Origin of the sequence: Phytohabitans maris (genome assembly GCF_031085175.1) — a bacterium.
Taxonomy (GTDB): domain Bacteria; phylum Actinomycetota; class Actinomycetes; order Mycobacteriales; family Micromonosporaceae; genus Phytohabitans; species Phytohabitans maris.
The window spans coordinates 14,856-40,292 of sequence record NZ_JAVHUY010000044.1; the positions used below are offsets into that span (position 1 = coordinate 14,856).

A 25,437-nucleotide genomic window follows, 5' to 3' on the forward strand; every position below is an offset into this window, starting at 1 on the left:
CAAGACATGATCTAAAGAGGCAAAACATGCCGGGCGTCGGAGCGGCGAAATCCTCGGTCATCCTGGAGGGCATGGATCTCGGTTTTCACGGCGACCTGGAAGTCGGGTCCGGCCTGGTCGACCTCGCGGTCAACGTGCGTCGGGCGCCGATGCCGCCGTGGCTGGCCGAACCGATCGCGGCGTCCCTCGCCGACCTCGCCGCCTACCCGGATCCGGCGCCGGCCACCGCCGCGGTCGCCGCCCGGCACGCCCGCCCGGCCGGCGAGGTGCTGCTCACCGCCGGAGCCGCGCAGGGCTTCGTACTGCTGGCGCAGGCGCTGCGTGGAGCACGGCGGGCGGTGGTCGTGCACCCGCAGTTCACCGAGCCGGAGGCGGCACTGCGGCAGGCCGGTCACGAGGTGACCCGGGTGGTGCTGCCGGAGGCGTCCGGCTTCGCACTCGACCCGGCGCTGGTACCCGACGACGCCGACCTCGTCTTCGTCGGCAACCCCACCAACCCGACCTCGGTCCTTCACCCGGCGGAGGCGGTCGCCGCCCTCGCCCGGCCGGGCCGGGTGCTGGTGGTGGACGAGGCGTTCGCGGACACGACCGGCGAGGTCGAGTCGCTGGCCGAGCGGCGTGACCTGCCCGGGCTCGTCGTCGTGCGCAGCCTCACCAAGACCTGGGGGCTGGCCGGCCTCCGGATCGGCTACCTGCTCGGCCCCGCCGACCTGCTCGCCCGGCTCGCCGCCGTACAACCACTGTGGGCCGTCGCCACGCCCGCGCTCGCCGCGGCGGCCGCGTGCGCCAGCCCGGTCGCGGTCGCGGCCGAGCGGGAGATCGCCGCCGCGCTCGCCGCCGACCGCGACCACCTGGTGGCCGCCCTCCGCGACGTCCCCGGCGTCCGGGTGGAGGGGCGGCCGGCGTCGTCGTTCGTCCTGGTCAGAATCTCCGGCGGCGGCCGCGTCCGGCAAGCCCTTCGAGACCTCGGGTACGCGGTGCGGCGCGGCGACACCTTCCCCGGGCTGGGCGCCGACTGGCTGCGGATCGCGGTGCGAGACACTGCGGTCACCGATGGTTTCGTCTCGGCCCTGCGCAAGACGATGGAGGCGTGATGATCGACGGCATCTCCCCGCTCGACGAGCCGGCGATGGAGGCGGCCCGGGCGCTGCACGCGCGGCTCACCAAGCCGGCCGGCTCGCTCGGCGCGCTGGAGGAGCTTTCCGTGCGCCTGGCCGGGCTGGCCGGCGAGTGCCCGCCCCCGCTGCCCGAGCCGGCCGCGGTCGCCGTCTTCGCGGGCGACCACGGCGTGCACGCCCAGGGTGTGTCCCCCTGGCCGCAGGAGGTCACCGGCCAGATGGTGGCCAACTTCCTGGCCGGCGGCGCGGTCGTCAACGCGTTCGCCCGGCAGATCGGCGCCTCGGTCACGGTGGTGGATGTCGGCGTCCTGGACGACCTCGGGGAGGGACCCGGGCTGGTCACCGCCAAGGTGCGCGCCGGTACGCGGGACATGACCGCGCAGCCCGCGCTCACCCGCGACGAGGTCTGCGCCGCGCTGGAGGCCGGTGCGCGGGTTGCGTTCACGCTTGTCGACGAGGGCGCGCGGGCGCTGGTCACCGGCGACATGGGGATCGCCAACACGACGCCGGCGGCCGCCCTGATCGCGGCGTTCACCGGCTGCGACGCGGACACGGTGACCGGGCGGGGCACGGGCATCGACGACCACCGGTACGCCCGGAAGGTGGCCGTGGTCCGCGCCGCGCTGGAGGCGCACGAGCCCGACCCGGCCGACCCGGTGGGCGTGCTGGCGGCGGTCGGCGGGCTGGAGCACGCCGCGATCGCCGGCTTCATCCTCGGCGGCGCCTCCCGCCGGGTACCCGTGATCCTCGACGGGGTGATCGCGGTGTCGGCCGCGCTCGCCGCCGCCGCCCTGGCCCCCGACGCGGTCGGCGCGATGGTCGCCGGCCACCGCTCGGCCGAGCCGGGCGCGACGGTGGCCCTGGCCCACCTCGGCCTCGAACCCCTCATCGACCTCGGCATGCGGCTCGGCGAAGGTACCGGCGCGGTGCTGGCGGTGCCGATCGTGGCGAGCGCGGTGCGGGTGCTGCACGAGGTCGCGACGTTCGACTCCGCGGGAGTGTCCGAGAAGTGAGCAGTCCGTACCCACTCGCCCTGCTGCTCCAGGGGCGCCGCGTGCTCGTCGTCGGCGGCGGCGCGGTCGCCACGCGGCGGGTGCCCGCGCTGCTCGACGCGGGCGCGCGGGTCGAGGTGGTCAGCCCGCACCTCACCCCGGCCCTGCGCGCGCTGGCCGACGCGGGGCGGGTGGCGTGGAGCGAGCGGCGCTTCCAGGCCTCCGATGTGGACGGTGCCTGGCTGGTACAGGTGGCGGTCGACGACCCGGCCGCCGCGGCGGCGGTGAGCGCTGCGGCCCTGGAGCGGCGGGTCTTCTGCGTCCGCGCGGACGACCGGCACGCGGCCACCGCCTGGACCCCGGCGACCACCCGGCACGGCGCGGTCACCGTCGCGGTCACCGCCGGCGGCGACCCGCCCCGGGCCGTGGTGATCCGGGACGCGATCCGCGAGGGCCTGCTCGACGGCACGCTGCCCGGCTGCGCGGTGCCGTCGCCGGCGGGCGCGTCCGCTCCGGCCCGGGAGGTGGTCGGCGGCGGGCGGGTCGTGCTGATCGGCGCGGGTCCGGGCGACCCGGAGCTGATCACGGTCAAGGGGCGGCGGCTGCTGGCCGAGGCCGACGTGGTGGTCGCCGACCGGCTGGTGCCCGGGCTGCTGCTGGACGAGCTCCGGCCCGAGGTGGAGCTGGTCGACGCCTCCAAGATCCCGTACGGGCCGGCCAAGGCCCAGGAGGAGATCAACCGCATCCTCGTCGAGCGGGCCGCCGCCGGCCTGATGGTGGTGCGGCTCAAGGGCGGCGACCCGTACGTCTTCGGCCGCGGCGGCGAGGAGGCGATCGCCTGCGCCCGGGCCGGCGTACCGGTGACGGTGGTGCCCGGCGTGACCAGCTCGGTGGCGGCGCCCGCGGTGGCCGGCATCCCGGTGACCCACCGGGGAGTGGCGCACGAGTTCACCGTGGTGAGCGGCCACGTCGCCCCGGACGACCCGTCGTCGCTGGTGGACTGGCCAGCCCTGGCCCGGCTGCGCGGCACGCTCGTGGTGCTGATGGGCCTGAAGAACCTGCCCAGGATCGCCGCCACGCTGCTGGCCCACGGCCGGGCCCCGGAGACGCCCGCGGCGGTGGTGCAGGAGGGTACGACCGGCGCGCAGCGCTCGCTCCGCACCACGCTGGCCGAGGTCGCCTCCGAGACCGCCGCGGCCGGCTTCCGCCCTCCGGCGATCGTGGTGGTCGGCGAGGTCGTCGGCATCCTCGACTGAGCTAGCCGTCGACTGGGCTAGCCGTCGAGGAGGAGGGCGCAGCGGATCAGGCCCAGGTGGCTGTACGCCTGGGGGTGGTTGCCCAGGCCGCGCTCGGCGATCGGGTCGTACTGCTCGGGCAGCAGCCCGGTCGGGCCGGCCGTGTCCAGCATCTGCTCGAAGAGCTCCTCGGCGTCGCCGCGGCGGCCGGTGCGCAGGTACGCCTCGATGAGCCACGCGGTGCACACGTGGAAGCCGCCCTCGCGGCCGGGCAGGCCGTCGTCCCAGCGGTACCGGTAGACGACCGGGCCGCTGCGCAGGTCGGCCTCGACCTTGAGCACCGTCGCGAGGAACCGCGGGTCGTCGTCGGGCAGCAGGCCGGAGAGGCCGATCCAGAGGCTGGAGGCGTCCATCTCCTCCTCGCCGTACGCCACCGTGTACGCCCCGGCGCCCTCGTGCCAGCCGTATTCGAGCACGTTGTGGCCGATCCGGTCGCGCAGCTCCACCCACTCCGGGCGGTCGCCACCGCCGCCGTGCTGGCGCAGCACGTGCAGCGCGCGGTCGACGGTCAGCCAGCACATGACCTTCGAGTACACGTGGTGCCGGGGCGGCAGCCGCGCCTCCCACAGGCCGTGGTCCGGCTCGTGCCACCGCCGCTCGACGGCCTGCACCATCGCGTCGATGACCCGCCACTCCTCCGCGCGCACCGAGCCGCGGGAGTCGGCCACCGCCGCGATCAGGTCGACCACCGGGCCGAAGACGTCGAGCTGGAGCTGGTGGTTGGCGAGGTTGCCGACCCGTACCGGGCGGGAGCCGGCCCAGCCGGGGAGGGTGTCGATGACCGCCTCGGCGCCCAGCTCGTACCCCTCGATGGTGTAGAGCGGGTGCAGCCGTTCGGGGTGGCCGCCGGTGCGCTCCACGCAGCCGTCCACCCACCGCAGGAAGCGTTCGGCCTCGGGCAGCGAGCCGAGGTCGACCAGCGCCCGCGCGGTCATCGCGGCGTCGCGCAGCCAGCAGTACCGGTAGTCCCAGTTGCGTACCCCGCCGACCTCCTCCGGCAGCGAGGTGGTGGCCGCGGCGAGGATGCCCCCGGTCGCGTCGTTGCACATGCCGCGCAGCGTGAGCGCCGACCGCAACACCAGGTCGTGGGCCACGCCCGGCAGGCGCAGCCCGGTCGCCCACTCCCGCCACGGCCGCTCGGCCGCCGCCTGCCGATCGGCCAGGGGTACCGCCTGGTGCTCCAAGCCGTGCGACCCGAACCGCAGCTCCAATGCCGCCTGCCCACCCGCGGCGCTGAGGTCGACCACCGCCCGCGCGGTGTCGAACCCGCCGTCGGTGGTCACGTCCCACCCGATGCCCGGGGAGTAGAGCGCGACCGGCTCGCTGGAGCCGAGCACCAGCAGGCCGTCGCCGAGGTGTTGCAGCCGGACGCCGACCTGCCCGAACTCCGGCCGCGGCGCGAACTCCAGCCGGGCCCGGCCGTGGCCGGCGAGCAGGCGTACGAGTGTGGAGTCGCCGCCCTCGCCCGGCGGGGCCAGCCAGTCCGTGACCGTCAGCCCGGACCAGCGCGTCTCCACGGTCATCGTGCCGGAGCGGTACCGCTGGCCCAGCGGCATGCCACCCCGGTCCGGGGCCACGCTGAAGTGCCCGGCCGGGTGGCCGCCGAGCAGGTCGGCGAAGAGGGCCGCCGAGTCGGCCCGGGGGTGGCAGAGCCAGGTGAGCTTCGCCTCGGGGGTGAGCAGGGCGACGGTACGGCCGTTGGCGAGCATCGAGTGGCGTTCGATGGGTACGGCCCGCTCGCCGAAGAGCCAGGTGCGGCGGATCTGGAGCAGGAGCCCGAGTACGCGGGCCGCCTCGATCGGCTCGGCCACCCGGTAGGCGGCGCTGGTGTCGCCCGGACCGATCTTGATGCCCACGTCCGGGCCGTGCAGCCGCTCGAACGCCTGCTCGTCGGTCACGCTGTCGCCGATCACCAGCGCCGCGCTCGCCGACATCTGGGTGCGCAGCTGGTCGACGGCCGCGCCCTTGTTGGTGGGGAGCACGGAGAGTTCGACCACCTGCTTGCCGTCGGTGACGGTCACCTCCGGCCAGGTGGCGGGGCCCGCGCGGAGCGCGTCGAGGACCTGCGCGGCCACGTCCGGTTCGGCCGCTCGCACGTGCACGGCCACGCTGGCGGGTTTCGACTCGAGTCGTACCCCTGCTTGGTTTTGGGTGATCTGGCGGACCGCGGTCTGTAGTCGCGTGCGGACCTCGACCAGCTCGGGGGCCAGGCGCTCGACGAACCCGATGTCGAACTCGGTCCCGTGGCTGCCGACCAGGTGCACCTCGGAGGGCAGGCGGGAGAGCGCGGCCAGGTCGCGCAGGGCGCGGCCGGACACCACGGCGACGGTGGTCTGGGGGAGCGCGGCCAGGGCCCGGACGGCGGCGACGGATTCGGGCAGGGGGACCGCTTTGGTGGGATCGAGGACGATCGGGGCGAGCGTGCCGTCGTAGTCGCAGGCGATCAGCAGGTTGGGGACCCGCGCGATCCGCCCGATCGCGCGGCGCAGGTCAGGGTCGATCTCGCCGAGGGTGCGCTGGTCAAGGTCGAGGACCATGACTCCATGCTGCCCCGTTCGCCCTGTTCGTACCCTGTCTTCTGCTCGGGCGACCGCTCTGCGCCGTTAGGCCGCCTCGGGCACGCCCAGTTCGTTCAGGAACGACCTCGCCCAATGGCCGACGTCGTGGGCGCGCAGGTGGCGCTGCATGATCCGCATCCGGCGGCGGGCCTCGACCCCATCGACGTGAACGGCTCTGAGCAGCGCGTCCTTGACCCCCTCGGGGTCGTGCGGGTTGCACAGGAACGCCTGCCGCAGCTCGGTGGCCGCCCCCGCGAACTCGCTGAGCACCAGCGACCCACCGGTGTCGGCGCGGGAGGCCACGTACTCCTTGGCCACGAGGTTCATGCCGTCGCGCAGTGGAGTGACCATCATCACGTCGGCGGCGCAGTAGAGGGCGGCCAGCTCGCTGCGGCTGTACGACTGGTGCAGGTAGTGCACCGCCGGCACGCCCACCCGGCCGAACTCGCCGTTGATCCGCCCCACCTCGCGCTCGACCTTCACCCGCAGCGCCTGGTAGTGCTCGACCCGCTCGCGGCTCGGCGTGGCGACCTGCACCATGACCGCCTCGGGCACGCTCAGCTTGCCGTCGGCGAGCAGCTCCCGGAACGCCTTGAGCCGCCGCTCGATGCCCTTGGTGTAGTCGAGCCGGTCGACGCCGAGCACGATCGTCTTGGGGTCGCCCAGCTCGGCGCGGATCTGCTTGGCCCGCGCCTGGACCATCGGGTCGGCCGCCATCCGCTCCATCTCGGCCACGTCGATCGAGATCGGGAACGCGCCGGCCTTGACCCGCCGCCCGTCGACCTCGATCGTCTGCCCCTCGTAGCGCAGGCCGAGCAGGTGGCGCGCGAGCCGGACGAAGTTTTGCGCGGCGAGCCGCTGCTGGAACCCGACCAGGTCGGCGCCGAGCAGCCCGCGCAGCACCTCGGCCCGCAGCGGCATCTGCATGAACAGCTCGATCGGCGGGAACGGGATGTGCAGGAAGAACCCGATCCGCAGGTCGGGGCGGAGCTCGCGGAGCATCGCCGGGACCAGCTGGAGCTGGTAGTCCTGCACCCAGACCGTGGCACCGTCGGCCGCCACCTCCGCGGCCGCCTCGGCGAAGCGGGCGTTGACCACGCGGTACGCCTCGCGCCAGCGCCGCTTGAAAACGGGCGTCTCGACGGCGTCGTGGTAGAGCGGCCAGATCGTCGCGTTGGACTGGCCCTCGTAGTAGCGCTCCAGCTCCTCCGAGCTGAGCGGCACGGGGTGCAGCCGGATGCCCTCCAGGTCGAACGGCTCCGGGGCACTGCCGACTCCGCCGGCCCAGCCGACCCAGGTGCCCTTGTGCTGGGCGAGCACCGGGTGCAGCGCGGTTACCAGGCCACCGGGGCTGCGCCGCCACCCGCGCCCCTCCGCTGTGGTGACCTCGTCGACGGGCAGGCGGTTGGCGACAACGACGAACGAACTACGAACCGTCACGCTCCGTACACCTCCGGTGTCGACAGGTCCCCAGCAGAGACTACTTGTCTGGCATTTCGGCGCTGCGTCGCGGGAGCATCAACGTGAGAGGCTGGTGGGGTGCGATGGCCTCCGCCGCTGCCGGTACAGCTGATCGTCACCGCCGTCCTCCTCGCCCTGATCGGGGCCAGCGTCGGTTTCCTCCTGGGGCAGCGCTGACTTCTCGGGTGACGCTGGCCGCGGAATGGGTCGCCCGCCTCGGGCGTTGCACAGTGGCTTGGGGCGCGGGGTGATTCGCTACCCGGATGGCGCACCTGTCAGGATTGACGGTGGCGTCCGCCCGAGCAGACCGCACGATCCATTTGGAGGTAGGCCGCACCGTGGCCCAGTTCATCTACGTCCTGGAAAAGGCGCGCAAGGCGCACGGCGACAAGGTCGTGCTCGACAACGTGACGCTGAGCTTCCTGCCGGGCGCGAAGATCGGTGTGGTCGGCCCCAACGGGGCCGGCAAGTCGAGCCTGCTCAAGATAATGGCGGGGCTCGACCGGCCCAGCAACGGCGAGGCGCGGCTGATGCCCGGCTTCACCGTGGGGCTACTCGCCCAGGAGCCGCCGCTCAACGACGCGAAGACCGTGCTCGGCAACATCGAAGAGGCGGTCGCGGAGACGAAGGCCAAGCTGGAGCGGTTCAACAAGATCGCCGAGCAGATGGCCACCGACTACTCCGACGAGCTGATGGAGGAGATGGGGCGGCTCCAGGAGGAGCTCGACCACGCCGACGCGTGGGACGTCGACTCCAAGCTCGAGCTGGCGATGGACGCGCTGCGCTGCCCGCCGCCGGACGCCGACGTCACCCAGCTCTCCGGTGGTGAGCGGCGCCGAGTCGCGCTCTGCAAGCTGCTGCTGGAGGCGCCCGACCTGCTGCTGCTCGACGAGCCCACCAACCACCTCGACGCCGAGAGCGTGCAGTGGCTGGAGCAGCACCTGGCCAAGTACGCGGGCACGGTGCTGGCGATCACCCACGACCGGTACTTCCTGGACAACGTCGCGGGCTGGATCCTGGAGCTCGACCGCGGCCGCGCGATCGGGTACGAGGGCAACTACTCCACCTACCTGGAGAAGAAGGCCGCCCGGCTCGCGGTCGAGGGGCGCAAGGACGCCAAGCTCAAGAGGCGCCTCTCCGAGGAGCTGGAGTGGGTCCGGTCGAACGCCAAGGCCCGCCAGACCAAGTCGCGGGCGCGCCTCGACCGGTACGAGGAGATGGCCAGCGAGGCGGAAAAGACCCGCAAGCTCGACTTCGAGGAGATCCAGATCCCGCCGGGCCCGCGCCTGGGCAACACGGTGATCGAGGTCCAGGGGCTGGTCAAGGGCTTCGGCGACCGGGTGCTGATCGACGACCTCTCCTTCTCCCTGCCGCGCAACGGCATCGTCGGCATCATCGGGCCGAACGGCGTCGGCAAGACCACGCTCTTCAAGACCATCGTCGGCCTTGAGCAGCCCGACAAGGGCGCGGTCAAGATCGGCGAGACCGTGCAGCTGTCGTACGTCGACCAGAACCGCGAGGGCCTCCAGGGCGACAAGACCGTCTGGGAGGTGGTCTCGGACGGGCTCGACCACCTGATGGTGGGCAAGGTCGAGATGCCCTCCCGGGCGTACGTGGCGGCCTTCGGCTTCAAGGGTCCCGACCAGCAAAAGCCGACCAAGGTACTCTCCGGCGGCGAGCGCAACCGGCTCAACCTCGCGATGACGCTGAAGATCGGCGGCAACGTGATCCTGCTCGACGAGCCGACCAACGACCTCGACGTCGAGACGCTCTCCAGCCTGGAAAACGCGCTGCTGGAGTTTCCCGGCTGCGCCGTCGTCATCTCCCACGACCGGATGTTCCTGGACCGGGTGGCGACCCACATCCTGGCCTGGGAGGGCGACGAGGAAGACCCGGCCAGGTGGTTCTGGTTCGAGGGCAACTTCGAGGCCTACGAAAAGAACAAGATCGACCGGCTGGGCGCCGAGGCGGCCCGGCCGCACCGGGTGACCTACCGCAAGCTCACACGTGACTGATCGGTTCGTCCACCACTGTGCCGTGCGGTGGTCCGACATGGACGCGTACGGGCACGTCAACAACGCGCGGTTCCTCACCCTGTACGAGGAGGCCCGGGTGGCGATGATGTTCGTCGGCGCCCGGGAGGCCGGCGTGACCTCGCTGGAGGAGGGCGTCATCATCGCCCGCCACGAGATCGACTACCTGAAGCCCGTCGACTACGGCGACGCGGTACGCATCGAGATGTGGATCGAGGAGATCCGGGCGGCCCGGTTCACCGTGGCGTACGAGCTCTTCGACGGCGACGTGCTCGCCAGCCGCGCCCGCACGGTCTGCGCCCCGTACAACCTGGGCCAGCAGCGACCCCGCCGCCTCACGGAGGCCGAGCGGGCCTTCCTGAGCGCCTACCAGTGAGCGAGCCATGAGACTCCGCGGCCTGCCCGAGCGTCGCTTCCCCGAGCGTTGCTTGCTCGGGCGTTGCTCGCTCGGCCCCACGCGTCGCCTCCTTGGACCCGCGCGCCTCCCTCGGCCCGGGCGTCGCTTTCTTGGGCCTGGGCGTCGCTTTCTTGGGCCCGCGCATCGCTTCCCTGGGCCCGAGCGTCGCCTCCCCCGGCCCGAGCGTCGCCTCCCTGGGGAGGCGGCGTGAAGCTCGACGAGCGCGACGCGGGTGCCTTCCTGGTCCGGCTGACCCGGCTGGATCCCGGCGCGGTCGTCCGGCTCAAGGGCGGCGAGGGCGGGCACGTCGCGCTCTGGGCCCGCCTGCCCTGGGGCGTGCTCGTCACCCGCACGGTCGAGGGCACCGGGCCGGACGACGCCACCGTCTCCGCGGCGGACCTGCTGGCCGTGCTCGGCGACGGCGCAGACACCCTGCCGGAACGGCGTGACCAGCACTGGCGGTGGCCGCTGCCGCCGGCCGGCGCGCGGGTCGTGGAGACCGTGCCCGCCGACGACATCCGCCGCATCGCCGCCGCGGCCGCGGGCACGCTGCGCAGGGCCAGCACCGAGGGGGTCGGCGGCCGGCCGGTGGGGCAGCGGGCGCTCCGCGACGCGCTGCTGGATCATGTAGCGATCCTGGTCACACACGGGGAGTCTCGGGTCGAGGTGCCGCAAAGGCTGATCCAGGCCGTCGTACGGATGGGGTTTCTCGGACGTTCGGCCCAGGCTGTCGGTGAAGTCGTCCCCGTACCGGTAGGCGAAGTGCGTGTGCAAGCGATCGGCCGGTGGGTTGGTTTGGCGGCACCATACGGTTTGGCTTGGCTACTTCCCGTGAGTCAATTCGCGGTACGACCAGCCGTGGCTCGTACGAACGGCTGATGCCCCATCGTCTTTCTGGCTTGGTGGGGCGGTTGGGGGGATGCCTGAAGCCGGCTGTCCGGGTACCGTCGTGCGTCGGGTCCAACGCAACGTAGGCGGCTGGATCCGCTGGGGAGTGAGGTGCACGAGCGATGCCGTGGTGGCAATGGCGCCCCGGTCACACCGGTGGCGGAAGGCTGGAGAGGCCGGGTGTGACCCAGGAGGCCATCGGGGAGGAGCCCGAGGTGGCGAGTTCGGGGAGCGTCCCACGGCAGCAGAGCGGCGGACCGCGCCCCACCAGCGGCAGCGGCAAGCGCACGACCATCCCCGGCAAGCTCCGCGTCGGCGTCCCGGCCCAGCGCGAGCCCGGCCACATCACGGTGCCGTCCGATCTGTCCAGTATGGACGACGACATGCCGGTCCAGGTCGCCCCGGTCACGCTCCGCCGCATCGGTGAGGCCCTCGACCTGCTCGACGTGCGCTACCTGGCCGACGGCGACGGCAGCCTGCTGGCCATGTGGGAGCGGCACGCGGTGCTCTTCACCCTTGAGGGACCCGACGACGAGATCCTCGTGATGCGTGCCCGTCCACACTCGACAGTGCCGCCGGACTGGGCCGACCGGGCCTACCGCGTGGTCAACGAGTGGAACCACACCCGCCGCTTCTGCAAGGCGTACGTGGGCGACCCCACCGAGCGCGGCCAGCTGCCCATCTACGCCGAGCTGCAGGTCCCGCTGAGCGCCGGCGCCCACGACGCCCTGGTGGTCGAACTCCTCGACTGCGGCGCGGCGGTGGCTACCTCGTTCGTCGACTGGCTCCACGACGAGGGCGCCCTGCTCTAGAGCAGCTTCTGGGGTACGGGCGACAAGCCTTCCTTGATCGGCGCGGGAGAGCGGCGTTGCGATGCGTCCGTGGCGAGAACCGCCCCGCGAGGGGCAGCGATTCGCCACGGACGGGCTCGTGAGCGCGGTCGGCAAAGAGCCAAGACCGTCGCTGCCGCAGCCTCCTCCTCCTCCGCGCGCTCACGAGGAGATCTTGGAGAGTTAGGGCGGCTATGGCTACCACAACTCTCCAAGATCCGCGCGATGGCGGCTGGGGATACCAGGGCGGGCGTTGGGAAGTGATGCCGGGCAGGGCATGCGGGCTCCGGGGGCGGGTGTCCGCGACGGTCCGCAGGGTCTGGGCGAAAGCGCACGTCACAGCCTCGATCAAGGCGGGCTGGATGGTATGGGTCCCGGACCGTTGTGCCCGCCGCGTTCCACGCGACCCGAGCCCTACGCCAGCGCCGCGACGCGCAGTGGGCAATGTCGGGAAGGTCGCCCACTGCGGGGCGGTCGCGACGGAGGATGCCCGCCATTGCCCCTCCAGCCAGCGGAGCGGTCCGGAGAACGGTCGCGGTGCCCCGTCTGTGCGGGCAGCTCGAGAGCTCCGCGCACGCACGTCGAGTCCGGCGGCGGCGCGAGGCAACCCAGCGCGGAGGCAGCAGCGCGGGCAACCCCGCGTGGAGGCGGCAGCGCCGGGGCAACAAACGCGCGGAGGCGACAGCGTCGGGACAGCCCCGCGCGGGCCTGGCAGCGGAGGGCGGGGAAGTCGGCGAGCGCGGCGAGACGCCAGCCGGAGCGGTGCCCGCGGGAAAGCACCCCAAGAAGACGCTCCACGTTCCCCCGCGGGACCCCGCGCATGCGGTCCGCAGCTGAGGCGGACCGAGGCAAATATGCTTTAGCGAGCTCAGAGCGGAAACATGCCGATGCGGCCGTGGTACTCGTTGCCCAGGCGGTCGGTGTCGGAGCCGACCCAGAGGCCGTTCGGGGTGGCCAGGAAGGCGCGGACGCCGACGCCGCGGCTGCGGGTGGGGTTCCAGGGGAGGGCCTTGCCGGTGCGGGGGTCGATCGCTCCGATGCCGGGCCGGGAGACGGCGCCTGGGCCGGCCGTCTTGTGGCCGTGCGGGTTGTCGAGCCACTGCTGGTGCCCACCGACGTAGACCGCGGTGCCGGTCACCGCGACCGACAGCAGTGTGTTGCCGCCGGTGTGGTTGACCCAGGTCGGGTTGCGCCGTCCGGTTCCGGCCACGTCGAAGCGGGCGGCGGCGTCGCAGAGGCGGGTCGGGCCGTGGTCGTTGCCGGTGCTGACCACCACGAAGTATGAGCCGTCCGGGGCGAAGTCGACGCCGCGCAGGTAGGTGTCGTAGGTGCCGTCGCACACGTCCCGGTAGCCGTCCGTGTACCAGTTGACCAGCGCCGCCCGCGGCCCGCTCGTGTCCAGCAGCGCCAGCTGGACCCGGGGCTGGCCGGCCACCTGGGTGAACGCGCCGGCCACCGCCAGCCGCCCGCCGCCGGGTGCGAGGGCGAAGTCCTCCACGCGTACCCGGTCGGCGCCGGCGAGGCCGGCGTCGAAGCCGCTGTCGACCGCGCCCGAGGCGGCGTCCAGCCGGGCGAGGCCGGCCCGGGGGACGCGGTTTACCGCGGGGAACGCGCCGCCGGCGTAGAGCCACCGGCCGGAGACGGCCAGCGCGCGCACGTCGCCCCAGGCGATGCTGGCGGCGAAGCCGGTGTCGCGGGCGCCGGTGGCGACCGAGAGGCGGGCCAGGCCGCGCTGCGGGGCGCCGTTCACGGTGCGGAAGGAGCCGCCGACGTAGACGGTGCCGTCGGGGCCGGCGGCCAGCGAGTACACCGGACCGTCGAGGCGCGGCGCGAAGCGGCGCAGCCGGCCGTCGGTGGCGCCGAACGCGAAGAGGTAGTCCTGCCGGTACCGGGCGCCGGCGGTGGTGGCCAGCGTGGAGAACGTGCCGCCCACCACGACCGTGTCGCCGACGACGGCGATCGCGTGCACGGTCCCGTCGAGCACGTGCGGCGTCCAGTCGACCGGGTCCGCGGAGACCACGGCGGGCTGGGCGACCTGTGCGACGGCCGGCACGACCCCGGCCAGGGTGGCGGCCGTCACGACGGCGGCGGCGAAGAGGCGGCGGCGCATGATCTCCCTCGGCGGTCGGCGTTGGAGTACGCGTTGACCAACGACCGAGGAGCTGCGCTGTTATGCGGTCTTCAGCCCATTTGTCGGACCGGCCGGCCCCGGACCGCCCGGCTCCGGACCGTCGTCCATGGTGTTGACCATGAAGTACGCCGCCCGCTCCAGGTACTCCCAGAGCGTCGCGTGCTGCTCGGGCGGGAGGTCGAGGCTGTCGACGGCCCGGCGCATGTGCAGCAGCCAGGCGTCGCGCTCGGCCGGCCCCACCCGGAACGGTGCGTGCCGCATCCGCAGCCGGGGGTGCCCGCGCTGCGCCGAGTACGTATTGGGGCCGCCCCAGTACTGCATCAGGAAGAGGGTCAGCCGCTCGGTCGCCGGCCCGAGGTCTTCCTCGGGGTACATCGGGCGGAGCAGCGGGTCGGTGGCGACGCCCGCGTAGAACTCGTCGACCAGCTTGCGGAAGGTCGGCTCGCCGCCGACCGCGTCGAAGAAGTTCACCGCTCTATCTTGCCAGGCAGCCTTACCTGCTCGACCACGTCGTGTGCGTCACCCTGGCGGGCACCGTTTTGCCGGATCGGCTGGTCGAGCGGCGCCGGCGGCTGGGTGCGGGCGGCGGCGGCCACGGTGGCGTTGAACCGGTCGGTGCTCGGCCACTGGGTCACCGCCAGCAGGATCAGCACCACACCGGCCATGCTCCAGAGGCCGACCACGCGGGGGATCGGGTTGTGCTCGGCGAGCACGCCGGTGGCGAGCACGGCCGCGCCCTGCATGATCTGGGTGCCGCTCTGCATCACGCCGAACGCCCGGGCCCGAAAGCCGTGCGGCAGCGCCTGCACGAACAGGCCGTTGGCCGCCGGCATCATGCCGGCGACGGCGAAGCCGCAGATCGCCGCCATCACCGCGATCCCCACGGCCGAGGGGCCGAAGAAGGCGGGTACGAGCGACAAGGGCGCCAGCACCGCGAACGGCCGGATCAGCGCACGCCGCACGTCGGGCCGGAGCAGCCGGGCGGTGACGAGGCCGCCGATGATGTATCCCGCTGGGCTGGCCGCCATGATCAGGCCTTGCGAGACACCCCGCTCCGCCTCGGTCGCGCCCAGTGTGGCGGCCCAGGCGGCGGCCAGGCCCTCGGGCACGATCGCGAAGAGCATGGCGGCGAAGACGAGCACGGCGATCGCGCGCAGCACCGGCGTACCGAAGACGATCCGGAAGCCGTCGGCCGTCTCCCGGAGCAGGTGGCTGCGGTGTGCCGCGGTCATCGCCGGCGGCCAGGCGCGCACGCCGAAGCGGATCAGCACGGCCGACACCGCGTACGTGCCGGCGTCGATCGCCAGCGCCAGCCGGGGGTTGACGGCTGCGATGGCGGCGCCCGCGAGGTAGCCGGCGACCTGGGCGGCCTGGCCGGTGGTGAGGTTGACCGAGAGGCCCACCACGAGGCGGTCACCGGTCAGGATCAGCGGGAGCAGCGCCGAGCGGGCGGCCTGGGACGGCGGGTTGGCCAGCGTGCAGAGGAAGATCACGACGAGGAGCAGCGGCGCCGGCATCTCGATGAGCGCGATCGATCCGATCAGCACCATGCGGACCAGGTCGGCGGTGACCATGACCGTCCGGTACGGGTGGCGCTCGGCGACCGTGGCCAGCAGCGGGCCGCCCAGCAGCCACGGCAGGTAGCTGATCGCGAAGGCGGCGGCCGACATCGCCACGGACTGGGTCTGGTCGTAGACCAGCACGGTGACCGCGGCCTTGGCAACGTAGTCGCCGATCCAGGACAGCGCGCTCGCGAGAAAGACCGCTCGATACTCCGGCTGGCTGAACACCTCACGGAAGGTGGCCTGCCGTTCGGCGGCGGCGCGTGCCTCGTCGGACACCGTGAAGCCTCCATGGTCCCGTCCGGGCCGTCACTTGTGGTGACACCGCCGGGGAACGCTATCTAGACGGAAAGGCGAGATAGTCGTGACGCTCCGCCATGGAGCTATTCACGAATTCTGCCCGATCGTCTGACAACTCGCTAGGGCGAACGGGTGGTCCGTCGCCTGGACGACTGAACGAACGGACGATACCTGACTGTCCACCTGGCGCGCGACCCGTGAGACGCTAGGTGGCACCGCCCCTGGTCTCGCCCTCGCCGTTCGGGGTCGAGGGGCGGGGATACATCCGGGTTGCGGCGATCCGTGCGGTGATGCCGGATGACTCCAGCGCCTCGGTCAGCCGGCGGCGCAGCTCGCGGCCGACGTCGAACTGGCCGTCGGCGGTGGTCTTCGCGATCGTACGGATCACCGCGCCGTCCACAGTGATCTGCTCGACGCCCAGTACGTCTGGCGGGTCCACGAAGTGCCCGGCCAGGTCCGGGTCCTCGGCGACCTCGGCGGCGGCGGCCCGCATGACCGAGGTGGCCTCCTCGACGCCGGCGAAGCCGATCGGCATGTCCACGATGACCATCGCCCAGCCCTGGCTCTTGTTGCCGACCCGGATGATCTCGCCGTTGCGGATGTACCAGAGCACGCCCCGCCCGTCCCGCACGGTGGTGATGCGCAGCCCCACCGCCTCCACGATCCCGGTCGCCTCGCCCAGGTCGACGGTGTCGCCCACGCCGTACTGGTCTTCCAGCAGCATGAAGACGCCCGAGATCACGTCCTTGACCAGCGACTGCGCGCCGAAGCCGAGCGCCACACCGGCGATGCCCGCGCTGGCGAGCAGCGGCGCCAGGTTGAAGTTGAGCTCGGAGAGAATCAGCAGCACGGCGATCGAGAAGACCACCGCGGTCACGCTGCTGCGCAGCACCGACCCGATCGCCTCGGCCCGCTGCCGGCGCCGCTCCGGCATGACCGCGCTCTGGTCGCTGGCGCTCGGCGCGCTCGGGATCCGCTCGCGCAGCGGCCGGAGGATGGTCGGCACCGAGGTGCGCGTCGAGGTGCGGACCAGTCGCTTGATCATGCGCTGCGCGATCCAGCGGATCAGGAACGCGACGAGCAGGATCAGGATGATGCGGAGCGGCTTGATGAAGATCCAGAAGCTGCTCTCGGACAGCCAGGCGTTGCCGGTCAGGTCGTACACCTGCTTGCAGAAGGCGTCCTCCCGGCAGTCCACGCTGACGGTGGGCGTCGGGTCCGGGGTCGGGGCGGCGAGGAGGGCGGCTATCACGTGTGCCTTAGTACCGCACCGGTGTCGCGGTGGCGAGGCGGGGGCGGGCGCACTGCGGACCATCTCACCGGATAAACCGGTCATCTTGCCACGGGAAACCTAAGCTTCATGAGGTAGGCCCCCATAAGTACGTGCAATTCTCCTACCTATCAGGGACTATTGGCGCACGGATGCCGGTGATCTGCCGGTGTCGGCCGCGGTCACCGACGGCCCGCGGCGGGCTGGTCTGACAGGGAGCTGGTCTGCGGGACCTGGAGAGGTGAGCGCGATGCCTGACATACGACCCACGGTGGGCTCAGGAGCATTAGTCCTCAATGCCACTTACGAGCCGCTGTGTGTCGTGTCAGTGCGAAGAGCCGCGATCCTTGTCCTGTCCGCGAAAGCGGTCTGCGTCGCCGACGGCGACGGCATCCTGCACAGCGCCCGCCACGACCTGCCGGTCCCCTCGGTGGTGCGGCTGACCCGCTACGTGCGGGTGCCCTACCGCAGCCACGTCGGCCTCTCCCGGCGGGCCATCTTCGCCCGCGACGGCTGGCGCTGCGCCTACTGCCGGGGCCCGGCCGAGACCATCGACCACGTCTTCCCGCGCAGCCGTGGCGGGCGGCACGCCTGGGAAAACGTCGTGGCCGCCTGCGCCAAGTGCAACCACGCCAAGGGTGACCGCACCCCGGCGGAGCTCGGCTGGCGCCTGCACGCGCTGCCCGCGGCGCCGAAAGGGATGGCCTGGCGAGTACTCGGGCACCGCGCCCCGGACCCACGCTGGGCCGACTGGCTCGACCTCCCCGAAGCGGCGTAGACGCCGCTTTTGTTGTCTCCGGGTTGGGCTCCGGGCCGCGCCCAGCTGCGGGCACACGCCCCGGTGCCCGCCCGGTGTCACGCCGTGCGGGCCCGCACCAGCGAGGCGAAGACGACCACGTTGTCCTCGTACCCGGTCTCGCCGCCCACCCATCGCCCACCGCAGGTGATCAGGCGCAGACCGGGGCGGCTGAAGTCGGCGTAGAGGCGGCCGGCGGGGAGCTCGGTCTTGCCGAAGCGCTCCACCGTGTTCACCTCGAAGACCGCGACCGACCGGTCCCGCCGGGTGACCTCGATGGTCGCGCCCGGCCGGAGCCGCCGCAGGTCGTGAAAGACCGCCGGCCCGGTGCGGCTGTCCACGTGCCCCACGATGATCGCCGGCCCGAACTGTCCCGGCGTGGGGCTCTCGTCGTACCAGCCGGCCTCGTGCCGCCGGGTCGCCTCCGGTACCGCGATCGTGCCGTCGTCGGCCAGGCCCACACCGTGTACGGGGGCGCGCAGCTGGATCGACGGGATCGCGATCCGGATCGGGCGGCTCGGCTCCAGTACCGGAAACTCCAGCGGCGGCGGCCTGCTCTCCGGCTGCCCCCAGGAGGGGAGCTCGACCTGGCCCAGCCCCAGCCCGATCGCGAACACCCCGACCAGCACGAGCGCCCCGGCGGCCAGCCGGGTGCCCGCGGGCACGGGGCTACACGCGCCGGCGGCGCAGCGCGAGCAGTCCGAGCCCGGCCACCACGGCGGCCAGCCCGCCGCCGGTGAGCACCAGGGGGGTGCTCGTGCCGCCGGCCGTACCGCCGCCGCCCGTGGCCGGACCCTTCGTGGGGTGCTCCATGCCGAGGACGTACATGGTGGTGGTGGCCGAGCTGCCGTTCGCGCAGGAGAGCTTGACCTCGTAGTCGCCGGGCCGGGTGTCGCTGGGGACCGTCACCGCCGCCACGACGAACCCGTGCTCGGGCGCCATCTTCACCTCGCCGAACGCCTTCGACCGGGCGACCGCGTCGTTGAGGTTCTCCTGGCAGCTGCCGCGGATGCCGACCCGGTACCCGGCCTGGATGCTGCTCGGATTGACCTCGACCCAGGCCCCGTCGGCGTAGGCGGGTGCGGGCAGGGCCAGGCAAGCCATGGCCACCATGCCCAGGGCCGCGGCGGAGCGACCCATCGTGAAAGCCCTCATGAGAGGGATCTTCGCACCCGTGTACCCACAAATCAGTGGAAAGCGGTCAAGTTACCCGCGCATGCCGCTCCGGAAACGCCAGCCGATACAAACTAGGGGGCATGGCTGATCTACACGATCTCACCGCTCTCGAGCAGGCCAGTGCGATCCGCCGGGGCGAGGTGTCCAGCGCCGAACTGGTCGACCACTACCTGGCGCGGATCGAGGCGCACGGCGACACGGTGGGGGCGTTCGTCACGGTCACCGCGGAGCAGGCGCGCGCCCAGGCCAAGACGGCCGACGGCGCGCCGGCCGAAGGGCGCCCGCCACTGCACGGCGTACCCACGGCGATCAAGGACCTGACGATGACGGCGGGGGTGCGTACGACGCTCGGCTCGGCCGCGTTCGCCGACTTCGTACCGCCGGTCGACGCCGACGTGGTCGCCCTGCTCCGTGGGGCCGGCACGGTCAGCCTCGGCAAGACCACCACCTCCGAGCTGGGCATCTCGCTCTACTCCGAGGGCGAGGTCGCCCCGCCGGCCCGCAACCCCTGGGGCCTCGCGTACACGGCCGGCGGTTCCAGCGGTGGCGCGGCCGCGGCGGTGGCGGCCGGGCTGGTGCCGTTCGCGCAGGGCTCCGACGGCGGCGGCTCGGTGCGCATCCCGGCGGCGCTGTGCGGGCTGGTCGGGGTCAAGCCCAGCCGCGGCGTGGTGTCCGGCGGGCCGCTCGGCTTCGGCGCGTTCGGGCTGCCGACGGCCGGCCCGCTGGCCCGCACGGTGACCGACGCGGCGGCGCTGCTCGACGCGATGGCCGTACCCGTGGCCGGCGAGCCCTACCTCGCCCCGCCGCCGCCCGACGGCGGCTACCTGGCCGCGGCCCGGCGCCCCGGCTCGCGGCTGCGGGTCGGGCGCTTCACCACCCCGATGCTCGCCGGGGACCAGCCGGTGGACCCCGCCTGCGCCGGCGCCGTCGACATGGCCGCCGCCGCGCTGGCCGGCGCCGGCCACGAGGTGGTCGACGTCCCGCCGCCGCTCGGGCCCGAGGTCTGGCCGCTCTTCGAGACCATCTGGTACGTGCTGGCGCTGGCCCCCGTGCCACCGGACCGTGAGCCGCGGCTGCTGCCACTGACCCGGCTCATGCGCGAGCGCGGCGCGGCGGTCACCGTGCCCCAGCTGATGACCACGCTCGCCGAGTTGCAGATACAGGTGCGCCGGGGCGTGCACGCCACCGCCGGGTACGACCTGCTGCTCTGCCCCACGCTCGCGATGCCGCAGGCGCGGGTCGGCTCGTTCACGGCGGCCGGCGACCCGGCGCTCGACTTCGACATGCAGCGGCGGTTCTCCCCGTACTGCGCGGTGTTCAACGTCACCGGCCAGCCCTCGGTCTCGCTGCCGGTCACGCAGGTCGACGGGATGCCCGTCGGCGTACTGCTGACCGGCCGCCCCGGCGCGGACGGCGCGCTGCTCGCGGCGGCCGCCGAGCTGGAGGCGTCCCTGGGATGGGGGGATCGGCACCCCGAGATCTGGCGAGCGACGCCCTCCGCTACCGTGAACGGCGTCTGAGTCAGGAGTGTTGTCCGTGTCTGTAACCGAGACGGTGCTCGTCTTCGCCGGCATACCGCTGGCGATCGTGCTCGTGATCTCCGGCCTGGCCGCCCTCGGTGGTGGCCGTGCGGCCAAGCGCTACCGGCCGGGTCGCCCGTTCGACTTCGCCCCGGTGTGGTTCCTGGCCGCGCCGGAGCAGCTGGTCGGTGCCGAGACGGCTGGCGCCGAGGCCGCGCACGCGGAGCTGCCCGCCGGCACGCCGTCGCCCGCCGCGCTGCCCGCCGGGCCGTCTGTGGCAAAGGGCGAGCTCGTAGCGGCGCCGACACGGGTCGGACCGACGGGAGGCGCAAGTGACCGCTGGTGACCACCCGGCCGAGGGCGGCACGGCCGTCCGTTCCGGCGTGCTCGACGGGCCGTTCAACACCCGGCAGCTGCTCCGCCTCGACGAGGCGCTGCGCGTGGCCGACCGCTCCACGGGCCTGACCTTCAGTGTCTACATGGGAGACCTGGACGAGCCGGTCCGCGGCCACGCGGAAAAGCTGCACGCCCAGCTCGCCGACCCGGACCGCAGCGTGCTCATCGCGGTGTCACCCAACCAGCGCGTCCTGGAGATCGTCACCGGCGCGGTGGCCCGCAAGCGCATCCTCGACCGCGACGCCAAGCTCGCCGCCCTGTCGATGGTCGCCGCGTTCGGTGGCGGCGACCTGGCCGGCGGCGTCATCAGCGGCCTGGACCAGCTGGCCACCCACGCCGGCCGCGCCCGCGCCTAGCCAGCAGTCGGGGTCCGGGTCACCGCAGTCACTTCAGCTAGATGTGCTCCGGTCCGCGCCGGCGGGAGACCGCATGCGCGGGTGCTTTCCCGCGGGCACCGCTGTGGCCCTCGGCGAGCTGGCGCTCGCCGAGTTCCCCGGCCGCCGCTGCCGGGGTCCGCGAGACAAGCCCAGCCCGGCCGGCTCTCGGGTCGAGCTCGACCCGCGCCGGACGGCGTCGGAGTAGCGCCCGCGCCGAGTCCGCGACCGCCGAGCCGGGCGGCTGCGGTGTGTGTGCGCGAAGCTCTCGAGCTGCACGCACAGACGGGGCAGACCGAGAGCTTCCCCGCGCACACGTCGACGAGCGCTGCGCGGTCCCGCGACCCGGCGCCATCCCGATGGTCCGGAGCGCACACCGGAGGCAGGAGCGGGGTCACCGCGACCGAACGCGGAGGGTGCGGCCGCGAGACCCGCCGTCCGGACCGTCCGCGTTCACCAGCCCCGTCCGCCACTCGCCCCACGGGCGGCCATCGAGATCGTGGTACATAGGTGCCCCGCAGGGGCACTGGAATACCACGATCGCCGCGGACCCCCGCCTTCCCCGCGTCGATCAACGAAAGGCTCGCGGCCCAGCAATCGCCACCGGTGGCCGATCCTTCACCGTGGACAAGATCGGATGGCCCAACACGGCCGGCTCCACTCAAGGCGAGCGGCATCGGGTCCGGACCACGGCGGGCGTCGCGGTAGCTTTTGAACCGCACCTCGGACCTGCGGCGAAGCGCGGGGGAAGGGGGGTCAGCCGGCAGCCGGAAAGCGCTCGCGAAAGCGGGCGTCGTCCTCGTCCACGATCGGGTCGCCGGCGTCCGCGAGATAGAACGCGAGGAACGTGCTCGCCGCGTCGCCGCCGTCGAGCAGGTCGCGCCAGGTCCAGAGGTTGGGGTGCGGGATGTGGGTCGCCGCCCCGGCCGGGGTGAGGCGGGCGACGGCCTCGGCGAACCGCTCGCGGTCCATCCGGAAGACGCCAGTGCCCGCCACGTAGCCGCAGACCGAGGCCATCACCACCGCCGGCAGCGGCCGCGCCGCGCCGGGCGGGTTGACGTGGCCGAAGGTCAGCTCGGCGCCGTCCTTGCGGGCCACGCCGTGCGCCACCGGCGGGACGTACCCGGGGATGCCGGCCGCGTACCGCTCCTGGGCCGCGCGCAGCTCGTCGTCGGTCGCCCACGCCTCGGTCATCCGCCGCTCCTCCCGCTCCGGCCAGATCCTAGAGGCAGCCGCCCCGGTGCCTCCGCGAAGGCGAGGACCTGCACCCACCGGTGCCCGCAGCCGCACCGCCGGTATCGCACCAGCCCTTCCGACGTGTGGTGCGTCGACTCGGTCTCGGCCAGCGCGGCGGGGCACCCGCACCGGTCGCAGAACTCCATCCGCCCGTCCATGCCACCAAGCCTGGTGTAATGGGCTTGTGCAGTTCAACCATTACGGCGGCACCGGCGCCTTCCTGGCCGCGGCGCTCGCGAACGCCACCGACTTCCGTCCGGCCGCGCTGGAGCGGCTGCTGACCGAGCACGAGATGACCAGCCGCAGGCTGGACCGGGCCCAGGCGGCGGTGCTGGCCGGGTGGCTGGACCGGGTGCGGCCGGTCTTCGGCGAGCCCGACCCGGCGCGGCAGATCCGGCTGGTCAACGCCCTTCTCGCGGACGCCACCACCTCGGTGCGCATCTCGACGCACGAGGGCCATCCGCCGCACCTGCACTACATCACCGGCACCGACGACCGGCTCGCCCGGATCAAGGCGACCATCGCCGGCGGGCTCGCGGTCGCCCTCTGCGGGGCCGGCGGCCACCGTCTCGGTCGCTGCGGGCGGTCGGGCTGCCCGATCGTGTACGTGGACACGTCCCGCAACGGCCGCCGCCGGTTTTGCTCGCTGGCCTGTGCCAACCGGGTCAACGTCGCCGCCCACCGCGCCCGCGCCCGCCCGGCCGCATGAGCCGCTCGACAGAGCCGGGCCAGGCCGGAGCGCCGGCTAGTGCGCTGGCCACTAACCTTTGCCGGCTTCGCCGGCCCGGGTGACCAGCGGCCGAAGGCCGCCGGTCACCCGGTGAACGTTAGTGGCTACCGCACTAGCGGGTGCGGCCGTACAGCAGCTTGACGACTTTGACGATGCGGTCGACGTCCTTGGGCGTGCGCTCGAACGTCTGCGCCGGCAGCACGGACGGCCCGCGGCGCTGGGTGATCGCCTTGGCCCGGCCGAACTCGCGCAGCCCGTCGTCGCCGTGGATGCGGCCGAACCCCGAGTCGCCGACCCCGCCGAACGGCAGCGTGGACATGCCGACGAAGGTGAGCGCGGAGTTGATCGCGGTCATGCCGGAGCGCAGCCGCCGGGCGATCGCGACCGCCCGCCGCCGGCCGAAGACCGAGCCGCCCAGCCCGTACGGCACGGCGTTGGCGAGCGTGACCGCCTCGTCGGCGTCGCGCACCCGGCGGATCGTGAGCGTCGGCCCGAACGTCTCCTCGCGCACCGCCGCCGAGTCCTCCGGGACGTCGACCAGGATGGTCGGCTTCACGTACGGCGGCTGCACCGACTCCGGGCCGCCGAGCACCGCCCGGCCGCCGCGGGCGAGCGCGTCGTCGATGTGGCGGCGGATGATGTCGAGCTGCGCGGGCATGGTGATCGGGCCGATGTCGGCACCCTCGCCCGCGCCGACGGTCAGCTTTTCGGCCTGCTGCACCACCTTGGTGACGAAGGCGTCGTAGACCGGCTCCACCGCGTACACCCGCTCGATGCCGATGCAGGTCTGACCGGCGTTGGTGAGCCCGCCCCACACCGCCGCCTCGGCGGCCTTGTCGAGGTCGGCGTCGCTGTCGACGACCATCGCGTCCTTGCCGCCGGCCTCCATGAGCACCGGGGTCAGCGTCTCCGCGCAGGCGGCCATCACCTTGCGGGCGGTGGCGCTCGAGCCGGTGAACGCGACCTTGCTCACGCCGGAGCGGCAGAGCGCGGCGCCCACGTCGCCGAGGCCGTGCACGATGTCGAAGACCGGGTGCTCGGGCACCACCCGGGCGAACGAGTCGACCAGCCACTGCCCGACCGCCGGCGTGTACTCGCTGGGCTTGTAGACCACCGCGTTGCCGGCGGCCAGGGCGTACGCGATCGAGCCGAGCGGGGTCACCACCGGGTAGTTCCACGGGCCGATGACGCCGACCACGCCGAACGGCTGGTACTCCAGGTGGGCGGAGAACTCGGCGAGCACGAGGCGGGTGCGCACCTTGCGCGGGCCGAGCACGCGGCGGGCGTTGCGCGCGGACCAGTCGACGTGCTCGATCGCCGCGACCGCCTCCACGATGGCCTCGGCGACCGGCTTGCCGGACTCGCTGTTGACCAGGTCGGCCAGCTCGGTGATCTGCTGGGCGAGGAGGGCGCGCCAGCGCAGCAGCCGCTCCTTGCGCCCGGCGAAGCCCAGACCGGCCCACCACCGCCCGGCCTCCTGGCCGCGCTGGACCGCGCGGGCCACGTCGTCGGCGCTGGCCACCGGGAAGCGGCCGGCCTCAGCGCCGGTCGCGGGGTTGGTGGAGACGAGCTCGCCGTCTTCGATCCAGGGCGCCCCTGGCGTATGCACAGCGGTCATGCCCCGGAGTCTAGACCCAAACCTACCGGCCGGTAAGACAGCTGCTATGTGCTGCATAATAACCTTGTGACAGACCCCGACGCGCTCGCCGCCGTCCAGGCCTGGACCCGCCTGGATGCGGCGATCGGTGCGTTCAACCGCCATCTGGAACGGGAGCACGGCGTGACCGGCGCCCAGCTGGCGATCCTGCGCATCGTCCGCGAGTGGTCCGGCGCGGGTGGCCTCGCCCTCTCCGCCATGCGGGAGCGGCTTGTGATGCACCCGGCCACGCTGGGCCAGCTCCTCGACCGGCTCGCCACGCGCGGCCTGGTCGAGGTCTCGCCGGACCGGGGCGACCGCCGCCGCCGGCTGGTCCGCCTCACTGGCGCGGGGCAGCGCCTGCTCGACGCCGCCCCGCTGGCCGGCCCGGTGCGCCTGCGCTACCAGCCGGCCGACCCCACCCGCCTGCGCCGCCTGGCGCAGGCCCTGGACGACGCGATCGTCCTATTTGGACTGGAGGGATACACCCATGGCGAGCGAACTGGAGAGCCTGGTCAACATCGGCCCGAAGCTGGCGGCGGACCTGCGCCAGGTCGGCGTCCCGGACGCGGAGACCCTCCGCCGGATCGGCGCCCCGGAAGCGGCCCAGCGCCTGGCTGACGCCGGCCTGCGCGACTGCACCCATTCGCGGCGCGCACTGGAGGGCGCGCTGGCCGGGGTCCGCTGGACCAAATCCTGAGGAGGTGATCCGCCGTTTCCGTGCGTTTGAAATCAGCG

The 25,437-nt window shown here is 73.1% G+C and carries 23 protein-coding genes and 1 pseudogene; 14 read left to right on the forward strand and 10 right to left on the reverse strand.

What is annotated here, in order from left to right; all coding sequences use genetic code 11:
* Window positions 1-26 precede the first annotated feature (26 nt).
* The 3 genes from cobC to cobA are packed head-to-tail and all read left to right on the forward strand — an operon-like array spanning window position 27 to window position 3,366.
* On the forward strand, window positions 27-1,094 hold the full coding sequence (cobC, locus tag RB614_RS34200) for an Rv2231c family histidinol phosphate aminotransferase CobC (protein WP_428983160.1): 1,068 nt from the start codon (window positions 27-29) through the stop codon (window positions 1,092-1,094).
* Window positions 1,094-2,131 carry a nicotinate-nucleotide--dimethylbenzimidazole phosphoribosyltransferase gene (gene cobT, locus RB614_RS34205; RefSeq protein WP_308716846.1) on the forward strand — a complete coding sequence of 346 codons (1,038 nt, stop codon included), beginning with the start codon at window positions 1,094-1,096 and terminating at the stop codon, window positions 2,129-2,131. The genes cobC and cobT overlap by 1 nt, the downstream gene beginning before the upstream one ends.
* Window positions 2,128-3,366 (forward strand): uroporphyrinogen-III C-methyltransferase, encoded by a 1,239-nt coding sequence (gene cobA / locus RB614_RS34210; protein WP_308716847.1) that lies wholly within the window; start codon window positions 2,128-2,130, stop codon window positions 3,364-3,366. The genes cobT and cobA overlap by 4 nt, the downstream gene beginning before the upstream one ends.
* 17 nt (window positions 3,367-3,383) lie before the next feature.
* On the opposite strand, the gene otsB is transcribed toward cobA, so the two are convergent.
* Both otsB and RB614_RS34220 read right to left on the reverse strand, forming a co-directional pair.
* Entirely contained in the window at window positions 3,384-5,942 is a 2,559-nt protein-coding gene (otsB, locus tag RB614_RS34215; protein WP_308716848.1) for a trehalose-phosphatase, read from the reverse strand.
* A gap of 66 nt (window positions 5,943-6,008) precedes the next feature.
* Window positions 6,009-7,403, reverse strand: coding sequence for an alpha,alpha-trehalose-phosphate synthase (UDP-forming) (locus RB614_RS34220; RefSeq protein ID WP_308716849.1), 1,395 nt, complete (start codon window positions 7,401-7,403; stop codon window positions 6,009-6,011).
* A 359-nt stretch (window positions 7,404-7,762) separates the two neighbouring features.
* Between RB614_RS34220 and ettA the strand changes: the two genes are divergently transcribed.
* From ettA to RB614_RS34240, 4 genes are all read left to right on the forward strand, one after another.
* Window positions 7,763-9,439 carry an energy-dependent translational throttle protein EttA gene (gene ettA / locus RB614_RS34225; RefSeq protein ID WP_308716850.1) on the forward strand — a complete coding sequence of 559 codons (1,677 nt, stop codon included), beginning with the start codon at window positions 7,763-7,765 and terminating at the stop codon, window positions 9,437-9,439.
* Entirely contained in the window at window positions 9,432-9,833 is a 402-nt protein-coding gene (locus RB614_RS34230; protein ID WP_308716851.1) for an acyl-CoA thioesterase, read from the forward strand. Before ettA ends, RB614_RS34230 begins: the two co-directional genes overlap by 8 nt.
* Before the next feature lie 228 nt (window positions 9,834-10,061).
* Complete coding sequence (locus RB614_RS34235) at window positions 10,062-10,733, forward strand: DUF8185 domain-containing protein (RefSeq protein ID WP_308716852.1); 672 nt, start codon at window positions 10,062-10,064, stop codon at window positions 10,731-10,733.
* A gap of 302 nt (window positions 10,734-11,035) precedes the next feature.
* A complete protein-coding gene (locus tag RB614_RS34240) occupies window positions 11,036-11,554 on the forward strand; it encodes a type III secretion system chaperone family protein (RefSeq protein ID WP_428983166.1) in 519 nt (172 codons plus the stop codon).
* Window positions 11,555-12,440: 886 nt separating this feature from the next.
* Here the strand turns inward: RB614_RS34240 and RB614_RS34245 are convergent.
* The 4 genes from RB614_RS34245 to RB614_RS34260 form a co-directional block, all read right to left on the reverse strand.
* Complete coding sequence (locus RB614_RS34245) at window positions 12,441-13,682, reverse strand: delta-60 repeat domain-containing protein (protein WP_308716853.1); 1,242 nt, start codon at window positions 13,680-13,682, stop codon at window positions 12,441-12,443.
* 60 nt (window positions 13,683-13,742) lie between these two features.
* Window positions 13,743-14,174: a globin gene (locus RB614_RS34250; protein WP_308716854.1), complete on the reverse strand. Its 432-nt coding sequence runs from the start codon at window positions 14,172-14,174 to the stop codon at window positions 13,743-13,745.
* Window positions 14,171-15,544, reverse strand: coding sequence for an MFS transporter (locus RB614_RS34255; RefSeq protein ID WP_308716855.1), 1,374 nt, complete (start codon window positions 15,542-15,544; stop codon window positions 14,171-14,173). The genes RB614_RS34250 and RB614_RS34255 overlap by 4 nt, the downstream gene beginning before the upstream one ends.
* A 226-nt stretch (window positions 15,545-15,770) precedes the next feature.
* Complete coding sequence (locus tag RB614_RS34260) at window positions 15,771-16,817, reverse strand: mechanosensitive ion channel family protein (protein ID WP_308716856.1); 1,047 nt, start codon at window positions 16,815-16,817, stop codon at window positions 15,771-15,773.
* A gap of 268 nt (window positions 16,818-17,085) precedes the next feature.
* Here RB614_RS34260 and RB614_RS34265 point away from each other — a divergent pair, with 268 nt between their 5' ends.
* Window positions 17,086-17,613: an HNH endonuclease gene (locus RB614_RS34265; protein ID WP_308716857.1), complete on the forward strand. Its 528-nt coding sequence runs from the start codon at window positions 17,086-17,088 to the stop codon at window positions 17,611-17,613.
* Window positions 17,614-17,690: 77 nt separating this feature from the next.
* Here RB614_RS34265 and RB614_RS34270 read toward each other — a convergent pair whose 3' ends face one another.
* Window positions 17,691-18,296 (reverse strand): class F sortase, encoded by a 606-nt coding sequence (locus RB614_RS34270; protein WP_428983161.1) that lies wholly within the window; start codon window positions 18,294-18,296, stop codon window positions 17,691-17,693.
* Window positions 18,297-18,300: 4 nt separating this feature from the next.
* Entirely contained in the window at window positions 18,301-18,786 is a 486-nt protein-coding gene (locus RB614_RS34275) for a hypothetical protein (protein ID WP_308716858.1), read from the reverse strand.
* 101 nt (window positions 18,787-18,887) lie between these two features.
* Between RB614_RS34275 and RB614_RS34280 the strand changes: the two genes are divergently transcribed.
* Genes RB614_RS34280 through RB614_RS34290 form a run of 3 tightly spaced genes read left to right on the forward strand, consistent with a single transcriptional unit; the run spans window position 18,888 to window position 21,079 of the window.
* Window positions 18,888-20,327 (forward strand): amidase, encoded by a 1,440-nt coding sequence (locus RB614_RS34280; RefSeq protein WP_308716859.1) that lies wholly within the window; start codon window positions 18,888-18,890, stop codon window positions 20,325-20,327.
* A 16-nt stretch (window positions 20,328-20,343) separates the two neighbouring features.
* The gene (gene ctaJ / locus RB614_RS34285) at window positions 20,344-20,673 is read left to right on the forward strand and encodes an aa3-type cytochrome oxidase subunit CtaJ (RefSeq protein WP_428983162.1); all 330 of its coding nucleotides are present in this window, start codon (window positions 20,344-20,346) and stop codon (window positions 20,671-20,673) included.
* A complete protein-coding gene (locus tag RB614_RS34290; RefSeq protein WP_308716860.1) occupies window positions 20,660-21,079 on the forward strand; it encodes a DUF5130 family protein in 420 nt (139 codons plus the stop codon). The genes ctaJ and RB614_RS34290 overlap by 14 nt, the downstream gene beginning before the upstream one ends.
* A gap of 774 nt (window positions 21,080-21,853) precedes the next feature.
* Here the strand turns inward: RB614_RS34290 and RB614_RS34295 are convergent.
* Complete coding sequence (locus RB614_RS34295; protein WP_308716861.1) at window positions 21,854-22,291, reverse strand: hypothetical protein; 438 nt, start codon at window positions 22,289-22,291, stop codon at window positions 21,854-21,856.
* Window positions 22,292-22,517: 226 nt separating this feature from the next.
* Between RB614_RS34295 and RB614_RS34300 the strand changes: the two genes are divergently transcribed.
* Window positions 22,518-23,042, forward strand: a complete 525-nt coding sequence (locus tag RB614_RS34300) for a CGNR zinc finger domain-containing protein (RefSeq protein WP_308716862.1) — start codon at window positions 22,518-22,520, stop codon at window positions 23,040-23,042.
* A gap of 133 nt (window positions 23,043-23,175) precedes the next feature.
* Here the strand turns inward: RB614_RS34300 and RB614_RS34305 are convergent, their stop codons facing one another.
* Complete coding sequence (locus RB614_RS34305; protein WP_308716863.1) at window positions 23,176-24,681, reverse strand: aldehyde dehydrogenase family protein; 1,506 nt, start codon at window positions 24,679-24,681, stop codon at window positions 23,176-23,178.
* A 162-nt stretch (window positions 24,682-24,843) separates the two neighbouring features.
* Between RB614_RS34305 and RB614_RS44430 the strand changes: the two are divergent.
* Window positions 24,844-25,014, forward strand: a pseudogene (locus RB614_RS44430) (MarR family transcriptional regulator); the annotation flags it as partial.
* 175 nt (window positions 25,015-25,189) lie between these two features.
* Window positions 25,190-25,399: a TfoX/Sxy family DNA transformation protein gene (locus RB614_RS44435; RefSeq protein WP_428983163.1), complete on the forward strand. Its 210-nt coding sequence runs from the start codon at window positions 25,190-25,192 to the stop codon at window positions 25,397-25,399.
* Window positions 25,400-25,437: the final 38 nt, after the last annotated feature.

Bases quoted from the DNA above. Each gene is read 5' to 3' on its own strand.
- cobC (WP_428983160.1), top strand. From the start codon at position 27: ATGCCGGGCGTCGGAGCGGCGAAATCCTCGGTCATCCTGGAGGGCATG.
- cobT (WP_308716846.1), top strand. From the start codon at position 1,094: ATGATCGACGGCATCTCCCCGCTCGACGAGCCGGCGATGGAGGCGGCC.
- otsB (WP_308716848.1), bottom strand. From the start codon at position 5,942: ATGGTCCTCGACCTTGACCAGCGCACCCTCGGCGAGATCGACCCTGAC.
- RB614_RS34245 (WP_308716853.1), bottom strand. From the start codon at position 13,682: ATGCGCCGCCGCCTCTTCGCCGCCGCCGTCGTGACGGCCGCCACCCTG.
- RB614_RS34265 (WP_308716857.1), top strand. From the start codon at position 17,086: ATGCCTGACATACGACCCACGGTGGGCTCAGGAGCATTAGTCCTCAAT.
- RB614_RS34275 (WP_308716858.1), bottom strand. From the start codon at position 18,786: ATGAGGGCTTTCACGATGGGTCGCTCCGCCGCGGCCCTGGGCATGGTG.
- RB614_RS34280 (WP_308716859.1), top strand. From the start codon at position 18,888: ATGGCTGATCTACACGATCTCACCGCTCTCGAGCAGGCCAGTGCGATC.
- RB614_RS34295 (WP_308716861.1), bottom strand. From the start codon at position 22,291: ATGACCGAGGCGTGGGCGACCGACGACGAGCTGCGCGCGGCCCAGGAG.
- RB614_RS34305 (WP_308716863.1), bottom strand. From the start codon at position 24,681: ATGACCGCTGTGCATACGCCAGGGGCGCCCTGGATCGAAGACGGCGAG.
- RB614_RS44435 (WP_428983163.1), top strand. From the start codon at position 25,190: ATGGCGAGCGAACTGGAGAGCCTGGTCAACATCGGCCCGAAGCTGGCG.